General features: G+C 51.4%; 11 protein-coding genes. 6 read left to right on the plus strand and 5 right to left on the minus strand.

What is annotated here, in order from left to right; genetic code table 11:
- Positions 1-44 precede the first annotated feature (44 nt).
- The 5 genes from FDZ78_RS08780 to sppA all read right to left on the minus strand — a co-directional run bounded on the left by FDZ78_RS08780 (position 45) and on the right by sppA (position 6392).
- The gene (locus FDZ78_RS08780) at positions 45-1268 is read right to left on the minus strand and encodes an IS4 family transposase (RefSeq protein WP_068960910.1); all 1224 of its coding nucleotides are present in this window, start codon (positions 1266-1268) and stop codon (positions 45-47) included.
- A 246-nt stretch (positions 1269-1514) separates the two neighbouring features.
- A complete protein-coding gene (thiL, locus tag FDZ78_RS08785; protein WP_123398653.1) occupies positions 1515-2570 on the minus strand; it encodes a thiamine-phosphate kinase in 1056 nt (351 codons plus the stop codon).
- A 21-nt stretch (positions 2571-2591) separates the two neighbouring features.
- A complete protein-coding gene (locus FDZ78_RS08790) occupies positions 2592-3404 on the minus strand; it encodes a purine-nucleoside phosphorylase (RefSeq protein ID WP_107031843.1) in 813 nt (270 codons plus the stop codon).
- 76 nt (positions 3405-3480) lie between these two features.
- Positions 3481-4578, minus strand: coding sequence for a tetraacyldisaccharide 4'-kinase (gene lpxK / locus FDZ78_RS08795; protein ID WP_107031842.1), 1098 nt, complete (start codon positions 4576-4578; stop codon positions 3481-3483).
- A 26-nt stretch (positions 4579-4604) separates the two neighbouring features.
- A complete protein-coding gene (sppA, locus tag FDZ78_RS08800; protein ID WP_136408426.1) occupies positions 4605-6392 on the minus strand; it encodes a signal peptide peptidase SppA in 1788 nt (595 codons plus the stop codon).
- Positions 6393-6812: 420 nt separating this feature from the next.
- On the opposite strand from sppA, the gene FDZ78_RS08805 reads away from it, so the two are divergent.
- The 6 genes from FDZ78_RS08805 to FDZ78_RS08830 all read left to right on the plus strand — a co-directional run bounded on the left by FDZ78_RS08805 (position 6813) and on the right by FDZ78_RS08830 (position 16962).
- Entirely contained in the window at positions 6813-7688 is an 876-nt protein-coding gene (locus FDZ78_RS08805; RefSeq protein ID WP_107031839.1) for an AraC family transcriptional regulator, read from the plus strand.
- A 65-nt stretch (positions 7689-7753) separates the two neighbouring features.
- Complete coding sequence (locus FDZ78_RS08810) at positions 7754-8770, plus strand: glycoside hydrolase family 5 protein (protein ID WP_107031838.1); 1017 nt, start codon at positions 7754-7756, stop codon at positions 8768-8770.
- 48 nt (positions 8771-8818) lie between these two features.
- On the plus strand, positions 8819-10300 hold the full coding sequence (locus tag FDZ78_RS08815; protein WP_136408427.1) for a sialate O-acetylesterase: 1482 nt from the start codon (positions 8819-8821) through the stop codon (positions 10298-10300).
- Positions 10301-10414: 114 nt separating this feature from the next.
- Positions 10415-11743, plus strand: a complete 1329-nt coding sequence (locus FDZ78_RS08820; RefSeq protein WP_136408428.1) for a beta-mannosidase — start codon at positions 10415-10417, stop codon at positions 11741-11743.
- 290 nt (positions 11744-12033) lie between these two features.
- Positions 12034-15210 (plus strand): TonB-dependent receptor, encoded by a 3177-nt coding sequence (locus FDZ78_RS08825; protein WP_240597679.1) that lies wholly within the window; start codon positions 12034-12036, stop codon positions 15208-15210.
- Positions 15211-15228: 18 nt separating this feature from the next.
- The gene (locus FDZ78_RS08830; RefSeq protein WP_136408429.1) at positions 15229-16962 is read left to right on the plus strand and encodes a RagB/SusD family nutrient uptake outer membrane protein; all 1734 of its coding nucleotides are present in this window, start codon (positions 15229-15231) and stop codon (positions 16960-16962) included.
- Positions 16963-16984 lie beyond the last annotated feature (22 nt).

A 16984-nucleotide genomic window follows, 5' to 3' on the forward strand; every position in this document is an offset into this window, starting at 1 on the left:
GAACGGCAGAAGTTGGGCTTACTTTTTGTATTTGACAAGCCCCCTCAGCAGTTTTCAGGAACTTCGGGAGGCGATTCCGATGCTTCGGCGAGCATGATTTTCAGGTCTGCATCGGGCTGATTGAGGAACTTTTCGAGATTCAGGTAATACATCAGCACAATTCTGACGATTGTAGCAAGCCCTGAGAAGCTCCAACGTCTTTCGAGTTTGCTTTGAAGTACTGACAGCAGCAGATTTGCGATGAGTGTAACCCATATCTGGATTTTGATGGCGTTGGCGCTCTCGCCATAGAAGTATCTCAAGGGGAAGTTCTGTTTGATCTGCTTGAAAAGAGACTCTATCTGCCATCGGCGGCGGTATATCGCCACGATTGTCTCTGGCGGCATGTCGAAGTCGTTGGTCAGAAGCGATATGAGTTTTGGCTTCCCGTTCTTCTTGATGTCAACGTATGTAATTATTCTGGCGATGTGGTTTATACCGTCTTTACGGAACACCACGACCTGTTCACGGTATTCCATCAGTCCCTGCGGATTCTGATGCATACAGTCTACAAGTACCTCATAACTGAGGTTTTTCTTCATTTTGGTGACATATACAACGCCACGGTCCGTCAGTTCCTCAAATTTGGCATAATTGATATAGGCGCGGTCAAGAGCGACTATCTCGTTGTGGCTGTAATGGCTCGGAGCAAGCATGAAAGAGTCATTGGTGGCCGCCGAAGTGAACTGCACATCGCAGGGAACCCCCTCGTTGGCGTGTATGACAGAGTGTACCTTTATGCCGCCTTTCTTCTTTCCCGTCTTGGGGTGTCGACCAACGCCCTTGAAAATAGCGTTGGAGAACAATGTGATTGTAGTGGAATCGATAATCCTAAGCTGCTTTATCCACTCTTCCGTGCCGTTGCGTCTGCTGTCCGATGAAAGAATGTCTTTGTTGGCTGCATACAGGTCGCGATAGACATCCTCAAAGAACTTCTCTGACCGTCGGGCATTTGCATCCGACAGGGTGCTGCGCTTTGGTACAGTATCAATTCCGACATGGTGCAGTTTGCGAACCTCCGCTGTCATAGATGTCTCTATCTCACGCAATGAGTCGAAGCGCTGGATCACGGCATAGAGCATCGTAAGCAGATGCGTATAGCCGTCAAAGCTCTTTACATACTTCTCTCCGCCGTGTTTTCGGCTGAATTCAACAATTTTTTCACGATTGAGTGATTTTATCAGCTGTCCATATATCGGCTGTCCGAAGAAATTACTACTTTTACTCATGGTTATTCATGGATTGTTTGGCGACACCAAAATAACCATTTAGGGCTGACTCCTGCAATAGGTGTCAGCCCTAATTTTTCAATCGCTCAAAAAAAGTTTAGCGGACAGTAATATAAAAAAATAAATGGTGAGAATGTCGCTATATTGAATTAGAACAATCTCACCATTTAAGGTTTAGGCGGCTTATGATAATAAAAGTTAAAGCCGTGGAGGTTTTCGGAATGTTGACTGTCTGAGGGTGGAGACTTAAGCCTCTTTCTCAGGACTTTCGACCACTGGATCAGTTGCAGCAAGCGGGTTCCATCCCTGGGCACGGAGGGGTATTTCGGTGCCGTCGCGGGTGATCATGGCGCAGCCGAGCGAGGGTTTGGTTATATGGCCTATGAGTTTTACGCCCGGCAGTTTCTCGATCTGGTCATGGCAGTGGAGCGGCACGGTGAACAGAAGTTCATAGTCTTCTCCGCCGTTAAGGGCGGCGGTGACGAGATTCATGCCGAGTTCTTCGGCCATGATGGCAGTCTGATAGTCGATGGGGATGCGGTCTTCGTAGATGCGGCATCCGGCGTCGCTCTGCTTGCAGATGTGGAGCAGTTCGGAACTGAGTCCGTCACTGATGTCCATCATTGCGGTGGGCACGATTCCGGCTTTGGCCAGTTCTTCGATGATGTCGCGCCGAGCTTCGGGTTTGAGTTGTCGCTCTACGAGATACTCCTTGCCTTCGAACTGAGGGATGAAGTCCGGGCGGCCTGCAGAGGCGGTTTTTTCGCGTTCAAGGAGCTGGAGGCCCATGTAGGCGGCTCCGAGATCGCCTGAGACGCAGATCAGGTCTGTGTCTTTGGCTCCGGAGCGGCTGACTATTTTGTCGGCCGGAGCTTCTCCGATACAGGTGATCGAGATGACGAGTCCCTGACGCGAAGAGGTGGTGTCGCCACCTACGAGGTCTACGCCGTAGATCCGGCATGCGAGGCGGATTCCGGCAAAGAGCTCTTCAATGTGCTCTACAGTGAAGCGCTTGGATATGCCGAGTGAAACGGTGATCTGACGCGGTGTGCCGTTCATGGCGTAGACGTCAGAAAAGTTTACGATTGCCGATTTGTAGCCGAGGTGTTTCAGGGGCACATAGGTCAGGTCAAAGTGCACGCCCTCAAGCAGGAGGTCGGTGGTGACCAGTATGTCTGTGTCGTGGTTGCGGATCACGGCGCAGTCGTCGCCCACACCCTTGAGGGTAGACGCATTGACGTTTTCCAGATCCTGGGTCAGGCGGTCGATCAGGCCGAATTCGCCGAGTTGTGAAATCTCCATAATTTCTGTCGGCTGGCTGTGTCAGAAACGGTTGACAAGTTCTTTCATGATCTCAAGGCATTTGGGCTGTGCGATGAGAGCTGCTTGCTGTACTTCTTCGTGAGTCGGCACCTGGGTGACGTCTTTTCCGCCGAGGTCGGTGATTACGGAGAGGCCGAATACTCTCATGCCTGCATGGTTTGCCACGATCACTTCAGGTACGGTCGACATGCCAACGCAGTCGCCGCCGATGATGCGGTAGTATTCATATTCGGCGGGAGTCTCGAAGGTGGGGCCTGTCACTCCGACGTAGACGCCGTGCATGAGGCGGATGTTTTTCTCGGCTGCGATGGTGTCGGCGAGCGAGATGAGTTCCTTGTCATAGGCATTGGTCATGGCCGGGAAGCGGGTGCCGAGTTCGTTGTAGTTTTTGCCTCGGAGGGGATTTTCAGGGAAGAGGTTGATGTGGTCGGTGATGACCATTACGTCGCCGACAACGAATTCCTTGTTCATGCCTCCTGAGGCGTTGCTTACGAATAGGGTGTCGACTCCGAGGGCCTTGAATACGCGCACGGGGAAGGTGACCTGCTTCATGTCATAGCCTTCGTAGTAGTGGAAACGGCCTTGCATGGCGATTACTTTCTTGCCGCCGAGTGTGCCGAAGATGAGGTTGCCGCTGTGGCCTTCGACTGTAGATACGGGGAAGTTGGGGATTTCGGAGTAGGGGATGAACAGTTTGTCGTCCATGTGGTCTACAAGAGCTCCAAGACCTGTGCCGAGTATGATGGCGGTTTTGGGCATATCGGCTACTTTCGAGCGCAGAAAGTCGGCCGTCTGGTTGATTTGTTCTAACATAAGGGGAATGGTATTGATGATTATACTCGATTAACTTTGTTTCTTTTCAGTTGAGTTGCCTGGATGGAAAAAGGGCTCAGGATTTAAACAAACGTGAGTCACGGATGGTTTTTTCTATTCCGGCTGTAAATTCGGTCTCTCCGCGGTCAATGAATTCTACTTTGATGGGTACGTAGAAGATTGACCTTTTGAGGCGGTGGGGGAAATAGGGGTTGTTGAGTATGCGCACGGCATCTTTCTCGGTGGTGACGATGAATTTGTTGTCGGATGGCAGTTCGTCGAAGAGACGGGTGATGTCATCCATGTCAGAGGCCGTGAAATTGTGGTGGTCGGTGAAGCGTTTGAGCTTGACCTTGGCTTTGTGGCGGCGGAGGAAGCGGACAAATGGCTTGGGGTTGGCCACTCCGGTGATGACGAGGATCGCCGTGTCGGCTTTCTGGCAGTCAAGGGCCGGGATGTCAGCGGTCTCTTCAGGGAATATGGGCACGAGATGTCCGTAGTTGTAGCGCGAGAAGTAGAGTTTCTGGAAGGGGAAGAGCTTTAGGTTCTCTTCGAAAAGCCGGTAGTGCATCGGCTTCATGTCGATCGGGCATTTTGTCACTACCACTATGTCGGCCCGGTTGAGAGCGCGGGCCGATTCGCGCAGGCGCCCGTAGGGGAGAATTTTGTCGTTGAATATCGGGCGGTTGTATTCGGTCAGGATGACGGATACCGACGGTTTGACGTAGCGGTGCTGGAAGGCGTCGTCAAGGATAATCATGTTGAGATCGGGGTTGATCTCTCGCATCTGGCGGATGCCTTCTGAGCGTTTTTCGCAGACAGCGACAGTGATGTCCGGGCCGAATTTGCGGTAGATCTGATAGGATTCATCGCCGATGTCCTCAGGGCGTGACTGTGGAGAGGCGAGGACGAAGCCTTTGGTGGCGCGCCGGTAGCCGCGTGAGAGCACACCGATGTTGTATTTCCCCAATAGTGATTCGACTATGTATTCGACGTGGGGAGTCTTTCCGGTGCCTCCCATTGCGAGGTTTCCGACGACTACGATCGGGATGTCAAATTCCTGCTGCTTCAGAACGCCGTAGTCAAACATTTTGTTGCGCACCACCATTCCGATCCCGTAGAGTTTCGAGATCGGATAGAGCAGGAGCATTGATAGAAGTTTGTTGCGGGCCACTGAATAATTGTTTTTTAGAGGTTGTTTCAGAGATTCACTTTTGTGAATTCCATGCGGCACTGGAGCACCGACATGCCTTTGACCTGGCGGATAGCGTCATAGAGTGAGCACATTTCGCCGAGCTCCTGGCGCATGATGGCAGCCTTGATGTCTTCGATTCCGGCTTCAAGGAGCAGGTCATACCATTTGTCTTTGGCCACGGGGTAGGAGTGGACAGTGTATGACTCTACGTTGAGCTGCCTGGCCATTGCCGCCAATGCCGTGTCAAGACCTCCGAGTTCGTCGACCAGGCCGAGTTTCAGGGCTTCGGTTCCGTCCCACACGCGGCCTTCGCCGATTGCCTTTATTGAGTCCTGCGACATGCCGCGGCCTTCGGCGCAACGTGAGGTGAAGAGCTCATATCCTCTGTTGACATAGGCCTGCATGGAGGCTTTCTGCGCTTCGGTCATCGGTTCGAAGATGGTCGGGAAGTTGCTGTTGGCGTTGGTGGTCACGGTTGATACGCCGATGCCGATCTTGTCATTCACGAGCCCGCTTATGTCGGGGATCATTCCGAAGATGCCTATTGATCCGGTTAGTGTGACGGGCTGGGCGAATATGCGGTCGGCTCCGCAGCTGATGTAGTAACCTCCGGAGGCGGCATAGTCAGCCATAGAGACGTAGAAGGGATTGCCGGTCAGCTTCTTGTATTGTTCAAGCGCTTCCCAGATCTGTTCGGATGCGAAGGCGCTTCCTCCGGGCGAGTTCACATACATGATGAGGCCGTCGATGTCGTTATCTTCAGCAAGTTCAAGGATTTCGGGTACCAGCTCCGAGGCTACGATGCCGTTGCCGCTGTTATCGGTAATTTCGCCTGTGGCATAGAGCACGGCAATGTTGGCGCCTTTGCCGCTGCCCACCTTGCCGCTGTCGGCGATTTTGGCATACTGGGCTGTGGTTATGGTTTTTATGTCTTTTATTTTGTCGCATCCGGTGAGGTCGGCGATCTTACGGTCGAATTCGTGGCGGTAGAGGAGTCCGTCGACGATTTTGAGGTCTTTATATGTGGAGGCGTCTTTTGTAAACACAAAATCATCGGCCCATTTGTTGACATCGGCAACGGTGACTCCGCGGGCATCGGCTATGGTGGTGCTGATGTCATTCCAGATGTTTTTGAGGAAGAGTTGCGCCTGTTCGCGGGCGGGTTCGCTCATTTTGTCGAGGAGATAAGGTTCGACGGCGCTTTTGTAGGTGCCGACTTTCACTACCTGCATGTCGACTCCGAGTTTGTCAAGCAGTCTCTTGTAGTAAAGCGATGAAAGGCTGAGGCCGCTGATTTCTACCATTCCGACGGGGTTGATGAAGACACTGTCGGCCACCGATGCCACATAGTAGTCGCCCTGGGCATATGCATCGGCATATGCGTAGATCCATTTCTCAGGGGCATTCTTCTTGAAGTCTTTCAGTGCTTCGATGATGGCGGTAAGCTGAGCGATTCCGGCTGATACGCCGCTGCAGTTCATGACTATGCCTTCAATGCGGTCATCGGAGGCTGCTGCGGAGATGGCACCGGTGATGTCGGCGAGCACCTGGGCGTTTTTTTCAAGTCCTCCACCGCGGATTGCTTCCCGGATGTCGATTTTCGGGGCACGGTCATAGATGGTTCCTGAGAGATCGACGCAGAGCACGGAGTTGTTGCTGACGTTGACTGTGGTGTTGCCGCCTGACGATGCCATAGCGGCTGCTATGACTATGAAAATGCCGATGACAGCAAGGAAGAGGGAGAACCAGATACCTGCAAGCGCACCGAGAAACGAGATGAGGAAATTCTTCATTTTAGTTAGTTGTGATAGATTGATAGCGCTAAAACTCTACAAAAGTACGACATCACGGCGGCAATAACAAATTTTCGGCTATTTAATTAATGTATATATACCTATATTATAGCGATCTGTTGCATTATGGCTGTCTGTGGCGGGCGAGTCCGGAATATGGGGTGAGACCGGCGGAGGGTGCGTTTATGTGCTTGTTTGTGCACGTTTTGCCTCGTAGGTGCTAAAATTATGTTCTCGCATATGAATTATTGATACTTTTTTAACAAATAAGTGTCAAAAATAGTCAAATTGAGCATCTTTGTAACATTTTTATGCAATATAATCAAAATAATGTTTATCTTTGTGATCAAACCTTTAAAAACCTGAATCGGACAAAAGGATTTACCTGCCTTATTGTTATTTCTACATAGAGTCTCGACCATGAACAAGATCATAACCGAAATCACGCCGCTGTCTGAAAAAGATTGCTTCTATCTAATAGACAGATATAAAGACAGATTTACATACCCCATTCACCGCCATGAGGAGTATGAGCTGAACTTTGTTTCAAATTGTGACGGAGCGCGTAGGGTTGTGGGTGATTCCATAGAGAGACTTGGGATGTATGACCTGGTGCTTATCGGCAACGGAATCGAACACGGCTGGGAGCAGCATGAGTGTATGAGTGACAAGATACGTGAGATAACAATACAATTTTCATCGGACCTTTTTGGCTCGTCGTTTCTCGCCAAGACCCAGCTTTCAAGCATCCGCCGGATGCTTGATCTCAGTTCCAACGGCATAGCCTTTACAGTGGAAAGCATCATGAAGGTCTATCATAAACTTGACAATCTGACCAAGATCGAATCAGGTTTTTACCGGATGCTCGAACTGATGTCGATTCTCTATGAACTTGCCGAGGGCGGACATTACCGCAAGCTGTCAAGCTCGTCGTTCGCCTCGCTCAAGCCGACGGGCGACAGCCGTAGGGTGCAGAAAGTGCAGGACCATATCAACAAACATTATAAAGAAGACATACGCCTGAACGACCTGGCAGATCTGGTGGGAATGACTCCCACGGCATTCAGCCGCTTTTTCAAGCTGCGCACCGGGCGCTCGATTTCAGACTATGTGATCGACATCCGTCTGGGCCATGCCTCCCGTCAGCTCGTCGACTCGACCACGTCTGTTGCCGAGATCTGTTATGAGTGCGGTTTCAACAACGTCTCTAACTTCAACCGTATATTCAAAAAGAAGAAAGGCAATTCCCCCAAGGTGTTCCGCGAGATCTATCAGCATCACAAGATGCTTGTCTGAGATCCGGCTCCTTGATATAATGATAAATCAAAGCTCCACAAACCATAAAGAATCACTATTCAAGTATGAAAACATTATTTACTACATTTATTTCCGCAGTAGTGCTCTCCGCTCTGGTGGGTTGCGGAGGCACTGCTGCAAAAAGCGAATCGACAGACAATGACAGCACATCGGCATTTGTCAGCCCCCTCCACGTCAGCGGAACGGCTCTTCTGAACCAGGCAGGCGACACTATGGTGCTCAACGGGCCCTCGCTCGGCTGGCACTGCAACTGGGGCCGATTCTACAATGAAGGGACAGTCCGTGCGCTCAAGGAAAACTGGGGTGCCAACATCACCCGTGCGGCTATCGGCGCACATCCCTCAGGCGACTGTGTCAACGGTTATTCCCTCGATTCTGTAAATGCCGTGAACCTTGCCATGAAAGTGATCGATGCGGCCATTGCAAACGATATGTATATCATCTGCGACTGGCATTCGCACAATAACACACTGGAGGACGCAAAGAAATTCTTCACCGTGATCACAGAAAAGTACGGTGACACCCCTAACATACTGTATGAGATCTGGAACGAGCCGCTCGACATCCCCTGGCAGGAAATCAAGAACTATGCCGAGGAGGTGATTCCCGTGATCCGCAAGAACGCCCCCAATGCGGTGGTGATCGTAGGCACTCCCAAATGGGACCAGGACGTGGACATTGCCGCTGAAGATCCGGTCGATGCTCCGAACCTGCTCTATTCGCTCCACTACTACGCCGGGACCCATAAGGACTGGAACCGCGAGAAGGCTCAGAAGGCTCTTGATGCCGGTCTGCCGCTGATCATTTCGGAATGCGGCTCGATGGACCACACCGGCGATGGCCCGATCGACTATGAATCGTGGCAGCAGTGGATGGATTTCGCCGACCGAAACAATATCTCGGTGCTGATGTGGGACATCGCAGACAAGAACGAAACCTGCTCGATGATCTCGGCTTCGGCCTCTGACAACGGTCTGGAGTGGAAAGAAGAAGATCTCAAAGAGTGGGCAAAGCTCGCCCGCAAGACCGTCGGTGAGCGCAACAGCCGCTATTCAAAATAAGTAAGGAATATATAAAATCAGACAACCGTCAAACCGTCATAAAGCACTATGGGCATTTTGAAAAACCGTCTGGCAAGCGCGATTCTTCTTTCGGCATTTGCCGGCAGCGCGCTCGCAGTAGAGCTCCCCGACATCATCAGTGACAACGCCGTCTTCCAGCAGAACTCGATGGCCAGACTGTGGGGCTGGGCCGATCCGGGCCGTACCGTGACCGTCACTCCTTCATGGAACGGGGGCAAAGCCTACAAGGCCAAGGCCGATGGCAAGACCGGCCGCTGGGAAGTCAGCGTGGCCACCCCGGCGGCATCGTTCACACCGCAAAGCGTAAGTTTCGACGACGGGAAAGCGCCGGCGAAGATCGACAATGTGCTCATCGGCGAAGTCTGGTTCTGCTCCGGCCAGTCGAACATGGAGATGCCCCTGCGCGGATTCTGGTGTCAGCCGGTAGAAGGGGCCGCCCAGGCCATAGCCTACTCAGGCAAATATCCGGGCATAAGAATGGCCACCGTCCCCAAGCGGGGCTCCTATACTCCCGAAGACCGCGTGGAAGGCAAGTGGCAGTTGTCGCGTCCTGAAAACGCACCTGATTTCTCGGCCCTCGCATATTTCTTTGCCACCTCGCTGACCGATATCCTTGATGTGCCCGTCGGCATCATCAGCTGCGCCTACGGCGGCTCTAAGGTGGAGGGCTGGATGCCTAAATGGAAACTTGACGAGTATTCCGACTGGGATGTCGCCAAAGAAAAGACTCAGCCCGACTCAGTGCTTAAGGAATATGAGCGCATCAACGTGATGTACAATGCCATGCTGCACCCCGTGATCGGCTACACGATCAAAGGCTTTCTCTGGAACCAGGGCGAGTCAAACGTAGGCCGCCATAAGGAATATCCCTCTCACCAGCGTGACATGGTCAAGATCTGGCGCGATGAATGGGGCCTCGGAGAGCTGCCATTCTATTTCGTGGAACTTCCGGGCTGGAAATACGGCAACGGCGAGGAAACCGCCGCGGCCCTCTTCCGCGAATGTCAGCACAAAGCCGCCGAGATCACCCCCAACAGCGGCATTGTCTGCACCACAGACCTCATGTATCCCTTCGAACTTGAAGACATCCATGCCCGCCGCAAGCAGGAAATAGGGGAGCGCCTGGCCTTCATGGCCGCAAACCGCACATACGGCATAAAGGGCATACCTTCGACCTATCCCTCGTTCAAAGCTGTCGATCTGCAGGGCGACAAGGCAGTGGTCAGCTTCAACAACGCCGATGCCGGACTAAACCCCAACATGGATCTCCAGGGCTTCGAGGTAGCAGGCGATGACCGCATCTTCTATCCTGCAAAAGCATCGGAAGACTGGAATCTCCACACCGTAACCGTAAGCTCCGACAAGGTCAAAGACATAAAAGCCGTGCGCTACTGCTTCAACAACTTTGCAATCGGAACGCTGAAAGACATGAACGGAATGCCGCTCATCCCCTTCCGTTCCGATGACTGGGACGACGCCCGCCGCGCATGTAACCTTACCGAAAAATAAACCTCTGCAAGAGAACTGTCTCCCCCCTGCAGAAGCGAAAAGATACAAACCGATACAACCTCTAACAATTCCACTGACCCGCAGCCGCTCAGAGGCTGCAAAAATTTAAACCGCATGAAACATTATAGAAGCCTGATGATTTCCGCCCTCCTCTCACTCCTCGGATCTGCATTCTTCTCCTGCTCAGGCGGGACCGGAAACTCATCGGCCTCTGCCGAGGCCGACACCGCATTTGTGACAGTCCGTGACGGACAATTCTACATCGGTGACTCGGCCTACCGCTACGTAGGCACCAACTTCTGGTATGGCGCCATACTTGCCTCGGAAGGACGCGGAGGCAACCGCGAGCGTCTCGCCCGCGAACTCGACAGCCTGCAGCAGCTTGGCGTCAGCAACCTCCGCATCCTTGCCGGCGGCGACGGCCGCGAAGGTCTCGCCTCCCACATAGAACCCGTAATGCAGACAGCGCCCGGAGTCTATAACGACACCCTCCTGCGCGGTCTCGACTACCTCATAGCCGACCTCGAAAAGCGTGGCATGAAAGCCGTCATCTATCTCAACAACGCCTGGGAATGGAGCGGAGGCTTCTCCACCTACCTCGAATGGTCCGGAGCCGGCGAAGCCGTAAACCCCGCCGACGCAGGCTATCCGGCCTACATGGCCTATGCCGCCAACTTCGTGCGCAACGACTCAGCCAAAGCCCTTGCCGCCGCCCACGTGCGCAATATTGTAGGCCGTCAGAACACCGTCACCGGCCGCCCCTACTCGCAGTCACCGGCCATCATGGCCTGGCAGATAGCCAACGAACCGCGCCCCTTCGCCCAGGAAAGCATGCGCCCCTTCGCCGAATGGATCGCCGAGACAGCCGGACTGATCAAAAGCATCGACCCCAACCACCTCGTCTCCATAGGCAGCGAAGGCTCCTGGGGATGCGAAAACTCCATAGACCTTTGGTCGGAAATCCACTCGGACCCCAACGTAGACTATGCCACCATCCATATCTGGCCCTACAACTGGAGCTGGGTGCGCCCCGAAACACTCACTGACAGCGTCGACACAGCCATAGCCAACACCGACGCTTATATCGCCGCCCACCACCACGCCCTCGCAGCCCTCGCCGGCGGCGACCGCTCGAAACTCAAACCCCTCGTGCTTGAAGAATTCGGCTACCCCCGCGACGGCATGGCCATAACCCCCGGATCGCCCGTCACAGGCCGTGACCGCTATTATAAATATGTGTTCAACGAAGTAGCCGACGGCGGCCGCCTCGCAGGCCTCAACTTCTGGGGCTGGGGAGGCACAGCGCGCCCCGCTCATGAAACCTGGCAGCCCGGCGACGACTACACCGGCGACCCCGCCCAGGAAGCCCAGGGCCTCAACTCGGTCTTCGACACCGACTCCACCACCATAGCCATCATCCGTAGCGTCAACGAACGTCTGTAAATCAGCTTATTGTACATAATACACAGAACGGTTTTAACGCAGTTTATGTTAAAATAGTATCATATTTTAACGCAAATATCGATTCTTTGCAAAAAAGTGTTAGTAGGTGATAAAAAAGTGTAAGTCGCATCGCCGACTTTGCACTACATTTGCCATATCGTAGTGAAAAGTAAACCACATATAAACGCATTCATTAACTCTAAAACCAATATCTCTTACCTTAAAATTGCAATATGAAAAGTAAAAATTTTGGCCTTAGAGGTCTGCTGACGGCATTGATGCTATGCATCATGCTCTCCGCCGTCGCCCAGGTCTCAGTTAAAGGTATCGTGCAGGATAAGTCGGGCGAACCGCTTATCGGCGCGACAGTGCAAGAGAAGGGCAACACCGCCAACGGTACCGCCACCGGTATCGACGGCGACTTCGCACTCAAAGTGAAGTCGACAAAGTCCGTTCTCATAGTATCTTACGTGGGAATGAAATCCCAGGAAGTAGCGCTCAACGGGCGCACCGACCTCACCGTCACCCTTGAAGATGACTCAGAACTTCTCGACGAAGTCGTAGTGGTAGGTTACGGTACAATGAAAAAGAGCGACCTCGCCGGCGCGTCAACCTCGCTTGGCGAAAATGCGATCAAAGGCTCTGTCATTACCAATATCGACCAGTCTTTTCAGGGACGTGCTTCCGGTGTATCAGCTGTGACCACATCAGGTGCCCCCGGTTCGTCAAGTTCTATCCGTGTCCGCGGTCAGGCCACCATTAACGCCAACGCAGAGCCACTCTACGTTATTGACGGTGTGATTGTCCAGTCTGCAGGCGGTTCAAGCGGTCATCAGCTGGGTCTTGGAGATGCTCTTGGGAACGGCGATGTCACATCGGTATCTCCTCTTTCCACTATCAACCCCTCAGACATTGTCTCGATGGAAATCCTCAAAGACGCCTCTGCAACCGCCATCTATGGTGCACAGGGCGCCAACGGTGTTGTGCTCATCACCACCAAGCGCGGTAAAGCCGGCGAAGCCAAGTTCACATATGACGGCATGGTCGCATGGCAGCGCCAGAACGAGCGTCTCGACATCATGAATCTGCGTGAATACGCTGAATACTTTAATGATTTTGTCGCTGACGGTCAGGCAAAATCAGACCCTTATCTTTCAGATCCTTCACTGCTCGGAAAAGGTACAAACTGGCAGGATGCAATCTTCCGCACCGCACTCCAGCATCAGCATCAGGTCGGTGTACAGGGAGGTACTGAAAAAGTACAGTATTATATTTCCGGATCATTCATGGATCAGGAAGGAACAATCATCGGCTCTGATTTTTCGCGCTATTCATTCCGTGTAAACCTTGACTCTCAGCTGAAATCATGGCTTAAAGTCGGTTTGTCAGCCAACTATGCCAATACCGATGAAAATCTGAAACTTGCAGATTCTGAAAGCGGTATTGTCAACTATTCGCTTACAACCAATCCGGATATACCTATCTATAATATCGACGGAAGCTATGCGACCATTGTGCGCGAAGGTCAGACCAATCCCAATCCCGTAGCAATCGCGATGCTTGATGAAATCAAACTTGGCCGTCAGAAACTCAACGGCAATTTCTTCTTGGAAATTCAGCCTGTAAAGCAACTCGTGTGGCACTCTGAATTTGGCTATGATATCAACTGGGTAAAAGCACAGACTTACAAACCGGTGATCGACCTCGGTTCCTGGAAGCGCGATGAGAACTCTGCGGCGATGTCGCGTAGTAAATATACTTTCTGGCAGGTAAAGAACTACCTTACATGGAGCGACAAGATCAGTCTGCTCAACTATTCGATAATGCTTGGTCAGGAATGTTGGGAATCCAAATATGAGGATACCCGAATCTCCAATACCCGCCTCCCCAATGACCTTGTACATAATCCATATCTCGGAACCGGAACACAAGCCTTTACAAATGGTTACGGTTCAAGCGCTATGGCTTCATTCTTCACCCGCGAGACTCTTAACTGGGACGGCCGCTATATGCTGACTTATACATATCGTTACGATGGATCTTCAAACTTCGGCCCCAACAACCGTTGGGCCGGATTCCACTCAGTAGCCGGTGCATGGCGTTTCAGCAATGAAAAATTCTTCGCCGGTATATCCGACTGGTTCAACAACGGTAAACTCCGTCTTGGCTGGGGTCAGACCGGTAATGCCGGAAATCAGGGTTATCTGTGGGGTTCTCCTCTCAGCTCACGCATCATGACCGGTCTTGGAGTCAGCTATCGTCCTACTCAGATCGCCAATCCGAATATCAAATGGGAATCTCAGGAACAGTGGAATATCGGTCTTGATCTTTCCTTCCTGAATAATCGCATTGACCTCATTCTCGACCTCTATACCAAGGAATCCAAGGATATGCTCATGCAGCAGCAGCTTCCGACCTATATGGGAACAAACGGAAACGAATCTTCTCAACTTGGAGCACCTTGGGGCAACTACGGCGACATCCGCAATCAGGGTCTTGAAATCACACTTAATACCCGTCCGGTTGAAACCAAGGATTTTTCATGGGGATCGGATTTTGTGATTTCGTTCAACCGGAATAAACTTGTCAAGATCGACGGCAGTGATGCATCGGTCATCATGGGCTATGGCCAGTGGTCTGATGAAGTAGCCCGCTCGGTAGTAGGCAAATCTCTTTACAATTTCTTCGGTTATGTAACCGACGGAGTATATCGCGATCTTGAAGATATTCAGAACTCTCCGAAGCCTGCCGCCTATCCGACAAACGGAGTTTTCAACAGAAATCAGACCGTATGGCCCGGCGACATCAAGTTCAAGGATATCAGCGGTCCTGAGGGCAGGCCCGATGGCATAATTGATGCTTATGACCGTACTGATATTGGCTCTCCCATGCCTAAATTTACTTTCGGCTGGACAAACACATTCAGATATAAGGATTTCGACCTTTCGATTTTCCTCAACGGCTCATATGGCAACAAGGTGATGAACTATATGTCGAAGAATCTTACAAAAATGACTTCTTCGTGGGGAAATCAGCTGGCTGTTGTCAACGACCGGGCCAAGCTCGTGCCCATTGACCCGACCAAGGTTTATCCTGACGGACAGTATTGGTATGATGATATCACCAATGTTCGCGTGGAAAACTACAAGACTAAAATACCGCGTCTTACAACTGGTAATCCTAACGCAAACGACCGCATCTCCGACCGCTATATAGAAGACGGTTCCTATATCAGAATCAAGAACATTACTTTAGGTTATACTTTCCCATCCAGACTGATTCGCAAAATGAGACTCGAAAACCTTAGAGTCTATTGCAATCTGCAGAATCTTCACACCTTTACCAAATATAAAGGTTATGATCCTGAAATCGGTGCAAGCTCGTCATCTGCCAATGTTTATGGACTTGACAATGGTCGTTATCCTTCGCCGACAGTCTATTCATTCGGCTTAAACGTATCATTCTAACTTCTCAGATTCCAAATCATGAAAATATCAAATTTAAAATATTGCATTCCTGTTGCCTTGATGGGACTCGGCTTCTCTTCATGTGAGGATTTCCTTGACCGTCCGAAAGAAGACGGCTATGTTGTAGACCAGTTCTATCAGAGTGATGAAGAATGTGCCCAGGGTGTCAACTATCTTTATTCTATGCCTTGGAACGACATGCTTCAGCAGCTTTATCATATCACGGAAGACCTTGCCGGCAACTGTCACGAAAGCGGTGACAATGCTCCATTCGTTCTCTTCTCTGTTGATGGAAGCCATGCGAAAATCAGATCCTGCTCGGAAGCCCTTTGGCAGACTAATGCGCACTGCAACACCGTCTACGGACTCCTGAAAGGCGCCAACGCTTCCAGCTATGCCAAGGAACGCGCTATGGGTGAGGCTCTGACCCTGAAAGCACTTGCTTATTTCTATATTGTCAGACTTTGGGGCGATGTGCCTTTGGTTCATGACAACGGTTCGGAAATCGGTGCCGGCATCTCGAATACAAAGCCTAAAGTGGACCGTCAGGATATTTACGAATATATTGTGATGACACTTGAAGAGGCTCTTAGACTCCTTGAGGGCAAAAAATATGAACCCGGTCGCATTGACTATTATTCTGCTGAAGGCCTGTTGGCAAAAGTTCTTCTGACCCGTTCAGGCCTTGGTCTGGATGGCAGCCGCAATCAGGATGATCTTGATGCCGCCGCCCGTTATGCAAAAGATGTCATTGACAATTCTGGCCGCAGTCTGCTCTCTAACTATGAGGACAACTTCAAACTTGAATTTAATAAGAATGAGGAAGCCTTGATTACTCTTGCCTGGTATGGTTCGCGCGATCCTTGGACTGCCAACAACTATTTGCAGCAGGAGGTCGGTATGAACGGTTTTGACAGCTACGGACAGTGCTGGGGTGACTGGACAGTTCCTTCTGTCGATCTTCAGGAGGCATTCGGCGTGAGCCCTCTGCGTTCGCCTGAGCAGAACCCCTCTGCCGATACCCGCCGCAAAGCCACTATGATGATGCCTGGTGATGTCTATTCCCAGTTCTGGCGCAATAAAGGTGGTTTTGACTATCTGCGGTTCCTCTATGATGAAGAGTATGCTCCCGGTAAAACATATCAGCTGAACTCCGGAACCGGAGCAAATCAGGTTAAACACCTCTATGGAAACTCGGAGGATCACTATCAGGGCCTCGGCTATTATCCGCAGGAACAGGCCAACGGTCTTGCAACCCATCTGCTCCGTCTTTCGGACATTTATCTCATCTATGCCGAGGCTGTAATAGGCAATAACTCTTCGACTTCCGATGCATCGGCAATTGATGCTTTTTATGCTGTGCGCTCACGCGCCGTCCACGGTGCAATTCGTCCTGCTTCCGTTTCGTTTGATGATGTCTGGAAAGAGCGCCGTCTGGAACTCGCTTTTGAAGGTGACCGTTGGTTTGACTACGTACGTCGCAGCTATTACGATGCCGCAGCTTGCAGCCGTGAGCTTGAAAGCCAGCGCAGATCTACTTATTACGGACTTGATGACCTCTATAAGACATATTATGAAACAGGCCGCTGGGAAGTCACTTCTTCGGTACGCTACGCAGATGAAATGGAACCCAACATTACAGTCGACAAGTCGAAATACACTCTTCCTCTGCCCGAAACCGATATCGTATTCAATCCCTCGCTGATGAAAGATCCGATTCGTGTGGATGTCCGTTCAGAATATTCCTATTAATACCCCCTAACCAGTATATCAA

The sequence above is a fragment of the Duncaniella sp. B8 genome (assembly GCF_005304985.1).
GTDB classification, from domain to species: Bacteria; Bacteroidota; Bacteroidia; order Bacteroidales; family Muribaculaceae; genus Duncaniella; species Duncaniella muris.

What these genes read in the sequence shown, in the direction of transcription:
- FDZ78_RS08780 (WP_068960910.1), bottom strand. Translation starts at nt 1,268, where the DNA reads ATGAGTAAAAGTAGTAATTTCTTCGGACAGCCGATATATGGACAGCTG.
- thiL (WP_123398653.1), bottom strand. Translation starts at nt 2,570, where the DNA reads ATGGAGATTTCACAACTCGGCGAATTCGGCCTGATCGACCGCCTGACC.
- FDZ78_RS08790 (WP_107031843.1), bottom strand. Translation starts at nt 3,404, where the DNA reads ATGTTAGAACAAATCAACCAGACGGCCGACTTTCTGCGCTCGAAAGTA.
- sppA (WP_136408426.1), bottom strand. Translation starts at nt 6,392, where the DNA reads ATGAAGAATTTCCTCATCTCGTTTCTCGGTGCGCTTGCAGGTATCTGG.
- FDZ78_RS08805 (WP_107031839.1), top strand. Translation starts at nt 6,813, where the DNA reads ATGAACAAGATCATAACCGAAATCACGCCGCTGTCTGAAAAAGATTGC.
- FDZ78_RS08810 (WP_107031838.1), top strand. Translation starts at nt 7,754, where the DNA reads ATGAAAACATTATTTACTACATTTATTTCCGCAGTAGTGCTCTCCGCT.
- FDZ78_RS08815 (WP_136408427.1), top strand. Translation starts at nt 8,819, where the DNA reads ATGGGCATTTTGAAAAACCGTCTGGCAAGCGCGATTCTTCTTTCGGCA.
- FDZ78_RS08820 (WP_136408428.1), top strand. Translation starts at nt 10,415, where the DNA reads ATGAAACATTATAGAAGCCTGATGATTTCCGCCCTCCTCTCACTCCTC.
- FDZ78_RS08825 (WP_240597679.1), top strand. Translation starts at nt 12,034, where the DNA reads ATGCTCTCCGCCGTCGCCCAGGTCTCAGTTAAAGGTATCGTGCAGGAT.
- FDZ78_RS08830 (WP_136408429.1), top strand. Translation starts at nt 15,229, where the DNA reads ATGAAAATATCAAATTTAAAATATTGCATTCCTGTTGCCTTGATGGGA.